Origin of the sequence: Sphingomonas sp. LR55 (assembly GCF_036856015.1) — a bacterium.
Lineage (GTDB): Bacteria > Pseudomonadota > Alphaproteobacteria > Sphingomonadales > Sphingomonadaceae > Sphingomonas.
Genome location: NZ_JASPFO010000001.1, coordinates 3738942 through 3751037 on the forward strand (window position 1 = coordinate 3738942; position 12096 = coordinate 3751037).

A 12096-nucleotide genomic window follows, 5' to 3' on the forward strand; every position below is an offset into this window, starting at 1 on the left:
GACGCCGTCTGATCCTCACCCGCAAGGGGGAGGTGGCCAGCTCTTGCCGGACGGAGGGGAGGTAAGCGATAACCTCGGCTCCGTGTCCTCTCCCTCCGTCACCTTCGGCGACACCTCCCCCGTGCGGGGGAGGATCGATAGAGCCGCCGTCACTTGGTGACGATGACGACGCCGCGTGCGCTCCACTCGGACCGGGTCTCGCAGATCGTCTCGGGTAGCGTCTTGTCCGCCTTGCGACCGAGAATGGTGCGCAGCATGCAGACGCGGCTGGTGTCGTCCTTGAAGACGCTCGCGGGCATGGTGACGGAAATCGGCTTGTCGCCGGCTGCGAATGCGGGAACGGAGGCGCCACCGAGCACGACGATGCTCGCTACCAGAAGAGCGGCAGGGCGGAACGAGAGGGACTGGAACATGGAATGCCTTTCACAGAGAATGACGCCGAACTGCGCCATGTCTGTGTCACTGCATTATGATGCCAAACACCTGAGCGTCTGGGATCGCGTTATTTAATGGGTATAGTCAGATTTCTGACAAGGCTAGCGAGCCAAAATGCAGGGTAGGCCACCAGATATTGGCGGATCTCGCGCTGCTCCTCCGGCCTAGCCGCGCCCCCTCGGAAGGGGGCGGGCGGGCCGATGGATCAGAGGGCGGTGATGACCACCCCAACCACCAGCGCCTGAGCCGCGATCGCCAGCATGGTGCTGGTCACGGTTTCGAACATGCGCATGGGTAGGTCTCCGATGCCGGAAACATATCCGGCAAGAGCGATATGGCTATAGTTGCGCGTTGTCGCAATTTTGTAACACATAATCGCAATTGCGTTGCGTGCATGTTGGCGCAGTCTCGGAGTCGCCCACCGTCCAGCTCATTCGTCATCCTGACGAACGTCAGGATCCAGAGCCAAGCAGGACAACGTTGCATTACTCTGGATCCTGACTTTCGTCAGGATGACGGCCTAGGGTCAGGCCGGTGTTCCTCAGGCCGCGCCGAACACTCGCGCGAAGATTGTGTCGACGTGCTTCAGATGATAGCCGAGGTCGAACTTGTCCTCGAGTTCGGCATCCGACAGCGTCACTTCGGGATCCGCCTTCAGCAACTCGAGCAGCGACAGCGCGCCATCCGAGTCCCACACCTTCATCGCGTTGCGCTGCACGAGGCGATACGCGTCCTCGCGGCTTACGCCTGCCTGCGTCAACGCCAGCAGCACACGCTGCGAATGGACGAGGCCGCCCATCTTGTTGAGATTCTTCAACATCCGCTCGGGATAGACGACCAGTTTGTCCATCACCCCGGTCAGCCGTGCGAGCGCGAAGTCGAGCGTGATCGTCGCGTCCGGCCCGATGTACCGCTCGACCGACGAGTGCGAGATGTCGCGCTCATGCCACAGCGCAACGTTCTCCATCGCGGGCGTGACGTAGCCGCGGACCATGCGGGCGAGCCCGGTGAGGTTCTCGGTCAGCACCGGGTTGCGCTTGTGCGGCATTGCCGACGAGCCCTTCTGGCCGGGCGAGAAGAACTCCTCCGCCTCAAGCACTTCGGTGCGCTGCAGATGGCGCACTTCGGTCGCGAGCCGCTCGATCGAGCTGGCGATCACGCCCAGCGTCGCGAAGAACATCGCGTGGCGATCACGCGGGATGACCTGCGTCGAGACCGGCTCGACCGACAGGCCGAGCTTGCCTGCAACATACTCTTCCACGAACGGATCGATGTTCGCGAACGTGCCGACCGCGCCCGAGATCGCGCAGGTCGCGACGTCCTCGCGCGCCGCCACCAACCGCGCGCGGTTGCGCGCGAACTCGGCATGCGCCTGCGCCAGCTTCAGCCCGAACGTCACCGGCTCGGCGTGGATGCCGTGGCTGCGACCGATCGTCGGCGTCATCTTGTGTTCGCGCGCGCGGCGTTCGAGCACCACCAGCAGCGCGTCGAGATCGGCGATCAGGATGTCGCTCGCCTTGGCCAGCTGTACCGCGAGGCAGGTGTCGAGCACGTCCGACGAGGTCATGCCCTGGTGCATGAAGCGCGCTTCGGGGCCGACATGCTCGGCGACGTTGGTCAGGAAGGCGATAACGTCGTGCTTGGTCTCGCGCTCGATCTCGTCGATCCGGTCGACCTCGAATGCGCCCTTCGCCCAGATCGCGGCGGCGGCTTCCTTGGGTACGACGCCCAGCTCGGCGAGTGCGTCGGTGGCGTGCGCCTCGATCTCGAACCAGATCTTGAAGCGCGCTTCGGGCGTCCAGATCGCGACCATGTCGGGGCGGGAATAGCGGGGGACCATGGGTTTCCTCGGGGCTGGTGAATGGCACGGTTCGTCGCGTGCTCCCCTCGGGAGACGCCTGCGGAGCGCCTAGCAGGCCATCGTCGGGGGTACAAACGGCAATGCGTTCGGCCTATATCCGTTGCCGGCGAGCGTCATTCTGCAGCATCCGGTCAGTATCGATAAGGATGTGGCGGTGATGATCTAGTAAAGATTTCGAAGTATGGATGGAGAATAGCAATGCTTAAATATGCTCTGCTCGCAGCGACGATGACGATTGCTGCACCGGCTCTCGCGCAAACCACCGCGACATCGCCGCAGACTGCGCCCACCGCCATGCCAGGCTCCGCCGATCCTTCAATGTCGCCCGCCCAGACCGCGCCGAGCCAAGCCTCCGCACCTGCACAAACCGCTGAGGCGACGCAGCCTGCGAGCGGCACTCAGGTCGCGCAGGTCGTCGACACGGAATTCCCGACCTACGACACGAATAAAGACGGCAAGCTCAGCACGGTTGAGTTCGCCGCATGGATGATCGCGCTGAAGACCAAGACCGATCCGACCACCAAAGCGACCGCGCCCGAAACCAAGAAATGGGTCGCTGCCGCGTTCGCACAGGCCGATACCGACAAGAACAAGTCGCTGTCGAAGCCGGAACTGACCAGCTTCCTGTCGCAGGGCTGATCGTCCGCTTGCGGATCTACGCCAATAGCCGCCGGGTTCGCCCGGCGGCGTTTCGCTGATTGGGCTCAGTTCGCGCGGGTCCGCGTGATCGCCAGGAGCCGCACGCGGACCTGATCCAAGGCGCGCGACATCAGACGCTGCATCTGGATATCGTAGACATCGACGGCATCGATCGTGCGCCGATGCGCCATCGACCAGCGGGAATGGGCTGATTGGACAAAAATCCCCACGCACGCCGACTGATATGGCCCTTGTTTGGCCTTGGACGAGGATGGCAGAGCGGATTGGATGTCGTAATTCAGTACGACATAGGACCGCTGGCCCGGAGATAACGCGACAGTCAGCCAGCCTTGCGCGCTGCATGTTCCTTGTCGGCGAGCGTCATCGTCACAATCTGGCCCTGCGCTTCGACGGCCGCTTCAAGAAGCCGGTCGGATGTCTCGACTGCAGCATCGGGTGTCAGCGATACCGCAACGCCGTCCGGCCCATCGACCAGGACCTGGCCGTGTTCCGCGGTCACGGTCGAGGGTTCGTCGTGTAACTTGTTGTCCACATGAAATTCCTTCGGTCGGACAACGAAGGCGCGGGGGAAACGTCCCGCCTTTCCCGAAACTATCTAGTTGCGTCAGATTAATCCTTGGGCGCGCAGGCTGACATGGCCGCCGGTGCCCATCACGATATGATCGTGCACGGTGATGCTGAGCCGCTTGCCCGCCTCGGCGATGGTGCGCGTGATCTCGATGTCGGCGCGGCTGGGGGAGGGGTCTCCGCTCGGATGGTTGTGGACGAGGATGATCGACGCCGAGCCCAGATCGATCGCGCGGCGGATCACCTCGCGGACATAGACCGCGGCCTGATCGATCGAGCCCTTGCTCATCACCTCGTCGCGAATCAGCATGTTCTTCGTGTTCAGATGCAGCACGCGGAAGCGCTCGATCGCGTGGTGCGCCATGTCGGCGCGTAGATAATCGAGCAGCGCCTGCCAGTTGGCGAGTACCGGGCGATCGCTGACGTGCGACTGGAGCAGGCGGATCGCAGCGGCGTGCGCAATCTTGATCGCGGCGGTCGAGATTTCCCCCATGCCCTTAACCCGGCCGAGCGCCTCGGCATCCGCGGTCAGCACGCCGCCGATCCCGCCGAACTCGCGCATCAGCGCCTTGGCGAGCGCCTTGGTGTCGCCGCGCGGAATCGCGATCGCGAGGAGATATTCGATGAGTTCGTGGTCGAGCAATGCGTCGCTACCGCCTTCGAACAGGCGTTTGCGGAGGCGGCCCCGATGGCCCTTCAGATCGTCGATCTCGTCGTCCGGTTCGGCCATATCGTGAAGCTAGCACATCCGCGCGCAATTGCATGACGCCCCCGCACCCGCCTATGCAGGGGCCTGAGCGTGGCGGAGTGAGTAAGTGAGCGAGACGAGCGAGACGGGGGCCGACCCCGGGGCCGACCCTCGCCGTCCCGCGACGGCCCGCCGCGTTGCGCTGGTGATCGCGCTGATTGTGCTCGCTGGGCTGGTGGTGCTCTGGCTGGTGCGGAAACCGATCGCCGAAGGGTTCATCGACCGTGAACTCGCCAAGGCCGGCGTGCCCGCGCGCTATGACATCGCCGACCTCGCGCTGGGTGGCCAGCGATTGACCAATGTCGTGATCGGCGATCTGGCACATCCCGATCTTGTCGCCGACTGGGTCGAGACGCGGACCGGCGTTGGGTTGTCTGGGCCGTATCTGGAGGGCGTGCGCGCGGGGAAGGTGCGGCTGCGCGGTCGGCTGATCGACGGTAAGGTCTCGCTCGGTGCGATCGACAAGTTGCTGCCGGCCTCGTCGGGGAAGCCGTTGTCGCTGCCCGCGCTCGACGTGTCGGTGGCCGACGGGCGGATGCGGCTGGAGACTCCGCAAGGTGTCGTCGGCTTGAAGCTGGCAGGCTCTGGCAAACTTGACGACGGGTTCCGCGGCACGCTGGCGGCGATCAGCGAGCGGCTGGAGGTCGGCGGGTGTGCGATCGATCGGCTGGCGGCGACGGTGAAGCTGCGGATCGATGCGGCAAAGCCGACGATCACGGGGCCGGTGCGCGTGTCGCGGCTTGCGTGCGGGACGACGCAGGCGGACCGGATCGTGGCCGATCTTGACGTCGGACTCTCCGCCGCGCTCGATCGCTGGCAGGGCAAGTCGACTCTCAAGACGGGCGCGGCACGGACGCCGGGTGCGACTTTGGCCGGTGCCGGAGGCACGATCGACTTCGCCGGAACCGCGGCGGCGACCGGCGGCAAGGCGAACATCGCCGCCGATAAGGTTCGCACCACCGAAGGCGGCGCGCGCCGAATTGCGCTCGCCGGCACCTACCGGATCGGCAAGAAGATCGCGTTCGACGGACGTGTTCAGGCGAGCGGCGCCACGGTGGCGCAGAAGCGACTCGCGGGACTGGCTGGGATCGGCGGTGCGGCCGCTGGGACCCCCGTAGCACCGTTGGCAACGGCGATCACGCAGGCGGTCCAGAAGGCCGGCCGCGGATTTGCTGCGGACACCGACCTGCACGTGCAGATCGATGGTGGACGCGGCAAGGCAGTGCTGTCCCGTCTCGCACTTGCGTCTGCCAGCGGTGCGCGCGTGGCGCTCAGCGGCGGGAGCGGGGTCGCGTTCGGCTGGCCGAATGACGGCGTACGGCTCGACACAGTTCTCGCGATGCGCGGCGGCGGCCTGCCCGAGGCGCGTATCTCGCTCGCGCAGGCGAAACCCGGCTCGGCGATCCGTGGCGTCGCCACCATCGCGCCTTATGCGGCGGGTGGCGCAAGTCTGGCGCTCACCCCCGTCACTTTCAGCGCGACGCCGGGCGGGGCGACCTCGATCGCGACGCGAGTCACGCTCGGGGGACCGATCGGTGCGGGAGGACCTGGCAACCGAGTCGATGGCCTGTCGATGCCGGTGTCTGCGTTGTGGAACGGTCGCGGGCGGCTGATCGTCAACACCGGTTGCGCACCGCTGGCGGTGCAGCGCCTCGCGATATCCGGGCTGGTGCTCGACCCGTCCAGACTCACCCTGTGTCCGGTCGATGGGGCGCTAGTGCAGGTCAACGGCGCGCGGATCGGCGGTGGCGCAAAGATCGCGGCGGCGAAGCTGGGTGGACGACTCGGCACCACGCCGATCACGCTGGCGACCGCCGGGGCGACCGTGCGGCTGGCCGATCGCGGCTTCCGGATCAAGGGCGTACAGACCAGCATCGGCGTGCCCGAACGTGTCACGCGACTCGATTTCGGCACCGTTACCGGTCGCATGACGGGGCAGGGCTTGGCTGGCGCCTTCGCCGACGGCTCGGGGCAGATCGCCAATGTCCCGCTGCTGCTCGGCGAGGCGGCGGGCGAGTGGACGCTGGCTGGCGGCGCGCTCAACCTCACCGGCGCGATGGGGGTAACCGATGCCGCGCCTACTCCGCGGTTCAAGCCGCTCACCGCGCGCACCGTGACGCTTCAACTGGTCAACGGCACGATCATCGCGGCGGGCACGTTGTTCGAACCGACCACCAACACCAAGGTCGCCGACGTCACGCTGACTCATGCACTCGGCGTCGGCGTAGGCAAAGCCGACCTGAACGTGCCTGCGATCGCCTTCGCCAAGGACAAGTTGCAACCCGACGCGCTCACCCCGCTGACCTTCGGCGTGATCGCCGACGTCAACGGATCGGTCAGCGGCGAGGGGCATATCGCCTGGAACCCCGACGGCGTCACGAGTACCGGCGTGTTCCGCACCGCCGGCACCGATCTCGCCGCTGCGTTCGGCCCGGTCACGGGAATCGCCACCGAGATTCGCTTCACCGACCTGCTCAATCTCCAGAGCGCGCCGGGTCAGGTGGCGACGATCCGCACGCTCAACCCCGGCATCCCGGTCACCGACGGCACGATCCGCTACCAGACGCTGCCCGGCGCGCGCGTACAGGTCGAGGGTGGGTCGTGGCCGTTCGCGGGTGGATCGCTGACTCTCGACCCGACCCTGCTCGATTTCTCCGCGCCGAAGGAACGGCGGATGACGTTCCACGTCGCCAACATGGCCGCCGACCAGTTCCTCCAGCAGTTCGATTTCAAAAATCTCGACGCGACCGGGATCTTCGACGGCGTGCTGCCGATGATCTTCGACGAGACCGGCGGCCGGATCGAGGGTGGCGACCTGCGCGTCCGGCCGGGCGGCGGCACGCTCGCCTATGTCGGCGATCTCAGTCAGAAGGATCTCGGCATCTGGGCGAACATCGCGTTCCAGGCGCTGAAGTCGCTGCGCTACCAGTCGTTGCGGGTCGGCATGAACGGGCCGCTCGCGGGCGAGATGGTCACCGACGTGCGCTTTGCCGGGATCAGCCAGGGCGAGGGCGCGAAGTCGAACTTCATCGTCCGGCGGCTCCAGAAACTCCCGTTCGTGTTCAATATCCGGATCAAGGCGCCGTTCCGCGGGCTGCTCGATTCGGCGCAGAGCTTCTACGACCCGAAGCGGCTGATCCAGCGCAACCTGCCGGCCTTGCTCCAGCAGCAGGCCGCGCCGCCTCCTCCGAAACCCCCGACCATTCAGCCTCCCGCAAGCAGGATCGTGCCATGACCGAAACAGGATTGAAGAAGCTGGAGCAAAGGCCGATCTTGCGCATGATGACGAGGACGATCGCGATTATCGGACTGTTGGCCGCCCTGCCGGGCTGCATCAACGTGTCGGCGCCCGACAAGCCGATCGAGATCAACCTCAACATCAACGTCACGCAGGAAGTGGTCTATCGTCTCGATGGCGAGGCGAAATCGTTGATCCAGCAGAATCCAGGGATATTCTAAGATGAAGACCAAGGTCCTTATGATGGTTGCCGCAGCGGCGGCTCTCGGTGGCCTGTCTGTCGCGGCAACCGCGCAGCGCGATCCGGCCTATGCCGCGGCGCGCGCCGGTGGCGAGGTCGGCGAGCAGCCGGACGGGTATCTCGGCCTCGTCGGTGCGGCGAGCGGCGATCTGCGCGCGCTGGTCAACAACATCAATATCCAGCGCAAGTCGGCGTATACCCAGAAAGCGCAGGCGAGTGGTGCGACGGTCGAGCAGCTTGCGTTCACCAGCGGGTGCAACCTGATCGCCGCGACGAACCCTGGCGAGAAGTACAAGACGCCCAACGGCGTATGGAAGACGCGCACTGCCGGCGCCCCGGAACGCGATTCGCGCTGCGTTTGAGATAGTCCGTCATGCCGGGCTCGTTCCGGCATCCACCGTTCCGCGGATTCGATAGTCGTGAGAGCGCGGAACCGTGGACCCCGGAACAAGCCCGGGGTGACGAAGACGGGAGCGTCCTCCGCCTTTCACCGTCACCCCAGCGAAAGCTGGGGTCTCGTGCGCCAAGGGGGTGCTCCATTACGGGGATACCCCAGCTTTCGCTGGGGTGACGGGATTGGGTGGGGATATGAATAGCAGGCGTCCCCTCGCAGCGCGGGGTCCCGACTTTCGCCGGGATGACGAAGAACGTGGCCGTATCGAGGTTCAGCTCTATAATCCTCCTCCGCTAGGGGGAGGTGGCTGGCCCTTGCCAGACGGAGGGGGAGGCAGGCGAAACCTCTGCTCCGTGTCCTCCCCCTCCGTCACCTGCGGTGCCACCTCCCCCTGGCGGGGAGGATTGAACACCCCCATTAAATGACGCGCCTGTCACACCGGTTGACTTGCACCCCCCTTTTCTAAACGGACCGCGCCTTGGCGGGATCGCTCGTCGCTGCTTGCTTCCTCCCCGATGCGAAATCAGGTGGAGGAACGTGCGTGGCGGAGATCGAACCCGGACAGGACCCCCAGGGTGTTGAAGATCCGCGACTTTCCGCGCTCGATGAGCGATTGCGAGAGGCGCAGCATCGGGAAACGCTCGCAAAGGGGCAGAAGGGGGCGGATGCCGAGCGGGGTTACTCGCAAGGCAATCGCGTCATTTCCGCTCTGATCGGGAGTCTCGTCGGCAGTGCGCTGATCGGCTGGTTGATAGACCATTGGTTCGGCACTGGCCCTTGGGGGCTGATCGTGCTGCTGTTCCTCGGGATAGCGGTCGCGTTCAGGCAGATCATTCGAATTTCAGGCGAACGCCCGGAGTAACCGGGCGTTTGTCGTATCAAGACGGCAGGGATTCCACGTGGCGGCAGAACAGGGCGGCAAGATCGATCCGATGCACCAGTTCCTGATCGAGCCGGCGTTCGGCTCGCACTGGATCGTTGGTGGCTATGACCTGTCGTTCACCAATTCCGCATTGTGGATGGTGGTGACGCTGGTCGCACTTTGGGCGTTCATGATCGGTGGCATGAAGCGCGAGCTCGTGCCCGGTCGTTGGCAGATGGCGGTCGAGGGCTTTACCGGCTTCATCTCGGGCATGCTCGAGCAGAATGTCGGCCCCGGCGGCAAGCGCTTCGTGCCCTATGTCTTCTCGCTGTTCATGTTCATCCTGTTCGCGAACATCATCGGGCTCCTGCCATTCGGCATCGTGCCCGGCGTGCATCCGTTCACCGTGACCAGCCACATGACCGTCACCGGCGTGCTGGCGCTGATCAGCTTTGCGATCGTGCTGCTCGTCGGCTTCGGCAAGCACGGCTTCCACTTCTTCTCGCTGTTCGTGCCGAGCGGCACGCCCGCACTGATGATCCCGCTGATCTTCGTGGTCGAGCTGATGTCGTTCCTGGTGCGTCCGTTCTCGCTCGGTCTGCGACTGTTCGTGGCGATGACCGCGGGGCATATCCTGCTCAAGGTGCTGGCCGCGTTCGTGATCAACGGACTGAACCTCGGCGGGATGTATATCGGTCTGGTGAGCGCGCCGAGCATGCTGCTGATGATCGGCATTACGCTGCTCGAGCTGCTGGTCGCCGCGATCCAGGCATACGTGTTCGCGTTGCTGACGTCGGTCTATCTGAACGACGCCGTCAACCTTCACTAAGTTTTCTATTTACCAACTGATTTTCAAAGGGAATTTATCATGGACGTCAACGCAGCAAAGATGATCGGTGCCGGCCTCGCAGCGATCGGCATGGGCCTCGCGGCACTCGGCGTGGGCAACGTGTTCGCACAGTTCCTCGCCGGTGCTCTGCGCAACCCGGGCGCAGCCGACAGCCAGCAGGGCCGTCTGTTCATCGGTTTCGCAGCAGCCGAGCTTCTCGGTCTGCTCGCCTTCGTCACCATGATCATCCTGGTGTTCGTCGCCTAACCACTCGCTGATTTGGCCGGGCAACCGCGCCCGGCCGGATTAACGCAGGACAGACCAATGCCTCAGATTGCCCAGATAGCCGCTACCTACGCCTCGCAGATCTTCTGGCTGCTCCTCACCTTCGGCATCCTGTATTTCGGGATCGGCAAGGGAATGGTGCCAAAGATCGTGTCCAACGTGGACTCGCGCGAAGGCCGAGATCGCGGGCGATCTGGCGGCGGCGGTCGCTGCCCGTGCGCAGGCCGATACGGTCCAGGCGAACTGGCAGGCCGAAATGGACGCGGCCCGCGTCGCGGCGCAGGCCGAGACCGCGGCAGCAGCCAAGCGCGCGGCGACCGCGTTCGAGCAGCAGGTCCATGCGGCCGACGCCGAACTCGCCGAGCGCCTGGGTCATCACGATCTGGCGGTCGCGAACGCGAAGGCCGAGGCGCTCTCGAACTTGCAGGGTGTCGCCGCCGAAGCAGCACAGCAATTGGCCGCCAAGGTCGCCGGCCTCCAGGTCAGCCTGGATGCGGCGACCGACGCGGTACGCAGGACGACGGCGCATGGCTAATCCAGATTCGGCCGCAAAGGTCATCCACGAAGAGGGCATGGCGCCCGAAGGTGCGATCGACAACCAGGGAATCCAGGGTCACACGACCGCGCCCGGCGGCGTCGAGCATGTCGCCGATCCGACCGCGCTCGGCCTGACCTCGACCGGCTGGGTCGCGGTGGCGATGATCGTCGTGATCCTGCTGATGATCTGGAAGAAGGTTCCGGGCATGATCGGCAAGATGCTCGACACGCGCATCGCCGGCATCCGCACGCAGCTCGACGAAGCCAAGGCGCTCCGTGCCGAAGCCGAAGCGATCCGCACCGAGTATGAGGCGAAGGCCAAGACCGCGCACGTCGAGGCCGAAGCCATGAAGGCCCACGCGCACCACGAAGCCGCGGCGATCATCGCCAAGGCGAAGGCCGGCGCCGAAGACCTGATGACGCGCCGCGCGAAGATGGCCGAGGACAAGATCGCCGCCGCCGAACGCGCCGCGATCGCCGAAGTCCGCGCGGGCGGCAGATGCGGCGGCGAAGGCTGCCGGTATCCTAATCGCCGAGCATCACGACGCCGCCGCCGACCGCATGATGGTCGACCGCTCCATCTCGGGTATCGCCCGCCTGAACTAATCCGGGGCAGTGCTTTAGGCGCTGCCGTTCCCTCGCGAAGGCGGCGGGCCAGGATCTCACAGTAGAGCGCCTGCAACCCTGGACCCCGCCTCCGCGGGGGAACGGTAGTTCGCTTGGCGCTTTTTTCGTTTCTCACAGACGGCCGTCTCTTCCCGGGTTTCCGGCGGCCGAGTCTCCAATCTGAGCCCGTTGGAGAACACTCATGTCCTGGCTCATCCTCGCGGTCGCCGTCGTCACCGAAATCTGCTGGGCACTCAGCCTCAAATGGGCCGCCACCATCGCCACCTGGCAGGCTTCCAGCGTCCCGATCGTCCTCAGCTTCGTCAACATGGGCCTGCTCGCGCTTGCGATGCGCGGCCTACCCGCCGGCACCGCCTATGCGATCTGGACTGGCGCGGGCGCGATCGGCGTCATCATTGGCGGCGTCATCCTGTTCGGCGACAAGGTCAGCGGCATCCAGGCCTGCTTCATGGCGCTGACGGTGGTCGGCATCGTCGGCACCAAGGTCTTCGCACAAGCCTGACACACCGCTGGGGCGCCCAGGAGGGGCTTCTTGCGGCCGTCTGCCCGTCATCTGTTTGGCCGACTACAGCGGCACGCAAGGCGGCCTTGCGGCATCCCACACGACTCGACAAGGTGCGCCCGCCGAACGACGGCGGGGCGGCGGTCGGATAATGCTGCCTGCAAGACTCGGCGCTGGGCCTGCCTAAGATTCGTCGGGGGCGGCCGTTCGAGAGCGATCAACGTCCTGGTCTTCCCATCAGCGCATGCCGACTCATCCACCTGAACAGTTGCGATTTGAAACTAGGGTTTGCTGTCTGCCACTATGTGGC

General features: G+C 65.2%; 15 protein-coding genes and 2 pseudogenes. 11 read left to right on the forward strand and 6 right to left on the reverse strand.

Annotated features, from left to right (window positions below; genetic code table 11):
• Positions 1-149: 149 nt before the first annotated feature.
• The 3 genes from QP181_RS18085 to purB all read right to left on the reverse strand — a co-directional run bounded on the left by QP181_RS18085 (position 150) and on the right by purB (position 2275).
• Entirely contained in the window at positions 150-413 is a 264-nt protein-coding gene (locus tag QP181_RS18085; protein WP_333929377.1) for a hypothetical protein, read from the reverse strand.
• A gap of 227 nt (positions 414-640) precedes the next feature.
• On the reverse strand, positions 641-808 hold the full coding sequence (locus QP181_RS18090) for a hypothetical protein (protein WP_333929378.1): 168 nt from the start codon (positions 806-808) through the stop codon (positions 641-643).
• 168 nt (positions 809-976) lie between these two features.
• Complete coding sequence (gene purB / locus QP181_RS18095) at positions 977-2275, reverse strand: adenylosuccinate lyase (RefSeq protein WP_333929379.1); 1299 nt, start codon at positions 2273-2275, stop codon at positions 977-979.
• A gap of 219 nt (positions 2276-2494) precedes the next feature.
• On the opposite strand from purB, the gene QP181_RS18100 reads away from it, so the two are divergent.
• Positions 2495-2935 carry an EF-hand domain-containing protein gene (locus QP181_RS18100; protein ID WP_333929380.1) on the forward strand — a complete coding sequence of 147 codons (441 nt, stop codon included), beginning with the start codon at positions 2495-2497 and terminating at the stop codon, positions 2933-2935.
• 65 nt (positions 2936-3000) lie between these two features.
• Here the strand turns inward: QP181_RS18100 and QP181_RS18105 are convergent, their stop codons facing one another.
• The 3 genes from QP181_RS18105 to radC all read right to left on the reverse strand — a co-directional run bounded on the left by QP181_RS18105 (position 3001) and on the right by radC (position 4253).
• Positions 3001-3126 (reverse strand): hypothetical protein, encoded by a 126-nt coding sequence (locus tag QP181_RS18105; RefSeq protein WP_333929381.1) that lies wholly within the window; start codon positions 3124-3126, stop codon positions 3001-3003.
• A 149-nt stretch (positions 3127-3275) separates the two neighbouring features.
• Entirely contained in the window at positions 3276-3488 is a 213-nt protein-coding gene (locus QP181_RS18110) for a hypothetical protein (protein ID WP_333929382.1), read from the reverse strand.
• Between the two features lie 72 nt (positions 3489-3560).
• Positions 3561-4253 (reverse strand): RadC family protein, encoded by a 693-nt coding sequence (radC, locus tag QP181_RS18115; RefSeq protein WP_333929383.1) that lies wholly within the window; start codon positions 4251-4253, stop codon positions 3561-3563.
• A gap of 85 nt (positions 4254-4338) precedes the next feature.
• Here radC and QP181_RS18120 point away from each other — a divergent pair, with 85 nt between their 5' ends.
• From QP181_RS18120 to QP181_RS18165, 10 genes and pseudogenes are all read left to right on the forward strand, one after another.
• Positions 4339-7506: an intermembrane phospholipid transport YdbH family protein gene (locus tag QP181_RS18120; RefSeq protein WP_333929384.1), complete on the forward strand. Its 3168-nt coding sequence runs from the start codon at positions 4339-4341 to the stop codon at positions 7504-7506.
• On the forward strand, positions 7503-7730 hold the full coding sequence (locus QP181_RS18125) for a YnbE family lipoprotein (protein WP_431358313.1): 228 nt from the start codon (positions 7503-7505) through the stop codon (positions 7728-7730). Before QP181_RS18120 ends, QP181_RS18125 begins: the two co-directional genes overlap by 4 nt.
• Before the next feature lies 1 nt (position 7731).
• Positions 7732-8112, forward strand: a complete 381-nt coding sequence (locus tag QP181_RS18130; RefSeq protein ID WP_333929385.1) for a YdbL family probable chaperone protein — start codon at positions 7732-7734, stop codon at positions 8110-8112.
• 573 nt (positions 8113-8685) lie between these two features.
• On the forward strand, positions 8686-9006 hold the full coding sequence (locus QP181_RS18135; protein WP_056488546.1) for an AtpZ/AtpI family protein: 321 nt from the start codon (positions 8686-8688) through the stop codon (positions 9004-9006).
• A gap of 70 nt (positions 9007-9076) precedes the next feature.
• Positions 9077-9835, forward strand: coding sequence for a F0F1 ATP synthase subunit A (locus QP181_RS18140; RefSeq protein ID WP_056056028.1), 759 nt, complete (start codon positions 9077-9079; stop codon positions 9833-9835).
• Positions 9836-9874: 39 nt separating this feature from the next.
• Entirely contained in the window at positions 9875-10102 is a 228-nt protein-coding gene (locus QP181_RS18145; RefSeq protein ID WP_031394300.1) for a F0F1 ATP synthase subunit C, read from the forward strand.
• 57 nt (positions 10103-10159) lie between these two features.
• Positions 10160-10243, forward strand: a pseudogene (locus QP181_RS18150) (F0F1 ATP synthase subunit B family protein); the annotation flags it as partial.
• A gap of 133 nt (positions 10244-10376) precedes the next feature.
• Positions 10377-10655, forward strand: a complete 279-nt coding sequence (locus tag QP181_RS18155; RefSeq protein ID WP_333929696.1) for a hypothetical protein — start codon at positions 10377-10379, stop codon at positions 10653-10655.
• A gap of 37 nt (positions 10656-10692) precedes the next feature.
• A pseudogene (locus QP181_RS18160) lies at positions 10693-11263 on the forward strand (F0F1 ATP synthase subunit B family protein).
• A 202-nt stretch (positions 11264-11465) separates the two neighbouring features.
• The gene (locus tag QP181_RS18165) at positions 11466-11786 is read left to right on the forward strand and encodes a DMT family transporter (RefSeq protein ID WP_093399741.1); all 321 of its coding nucleotides are present in this window, start codon (positions 11466-11468) and stop codon (positions 11784-11786) included.
• Positions 11787-12096: the final 310 nt, after the last annotated feature.

What these genes read in the sequence shown, in the direction of transcription:
- purB (WP_333929379.1), bottom strand. Translation starts at nt 2,275, where the DNA reads ATGGTCCCCCGCTATTCCCGCCCCGACATGGTCGCGATCTGGACGCCC.
- QP181_RS18090 (WP_333929378.1), bottom strand. Translation starts at nt 808, where the DNA reads ATGTGTTACAAAATTGCGACAACGCGCAACTATAGCCATATCGCTCTT.
- QP181_RS18125 (WP_431358313.1), top strand. Translation starts at nt 7,503, where the DNA reads ATGACCGAAACAGGATTGAAGAAGCTGGAGCAAAGGCCGATCTTGCGC.
- QP181_RS18100 (WP_333929380.1), top strand. Translation starts at nt 2,495, where the DNA reads ATGCTTAAATATGCTCTGCTCGCAGCGACGATGACGATTGCTGCACCG.
- QP181_RS18130 (WP_333929385.1), top strand. Translation starts at nt 7,732, where the DNA reads ATGAAGACCAAGGTCCTTATGATGGTTGCCGCAGCGGCGGCTCTCGGT.
- QP181_RS18165 (WP_093399741.1), top strand. Translation starts at nt 11,466, where the DNA reads ATGTCCTGGCTCATCCTCGCGGTCGCCGTCGTCACCGAAATCTGCTGG.
- radC (WP_333929383.1), bottom strand. Translation starts at nt 4,253, where the DNA reads ATGGCCGAACCGGACGACGAGATCGACGATCTGAAGGGCCATCGGGGC.
- QP181_RS18140 (WP_056056028.1), top strand. Translation starts at nt 9,077, where the DNA reads ATGCACCAGTTCCTGATCGAGCCGGCGTTCGGCTCGCACTGGATCGTT.
- QP181_RS18155 (WP_333929696.1), top strand. Translation starts at nt 10,377, where the DNA reads ATGGACGCGGCCCGCGTCGCGGCGCAGGCCGAGACCGCGGCAGCAGCC.
- QP181_RS18085 (WP_333929377.1), bottom strand. Translation starts at nt 413, where the DNA reads ATGTTCCAGTCCCTCTCGTTCCGCCCTGCCGCTCTTCTGGTAGCGAGC.
- QP181_RS18105 (WP_333929381.1), bottom strand. Translation starts at nt 3,126, where the DNA reads ATGGCGCATCGGCGCACGATCGATGCCGTCGATGTCTACGATATCCAG.
- QP181_RS18145 (WP_031394300.1), top strand. Translation starts at nt 9,875, where the DNA reads ATGGACGTCAACGCAGCAAAGATGATCGGTGCCGGCCTCGCAGCGATC.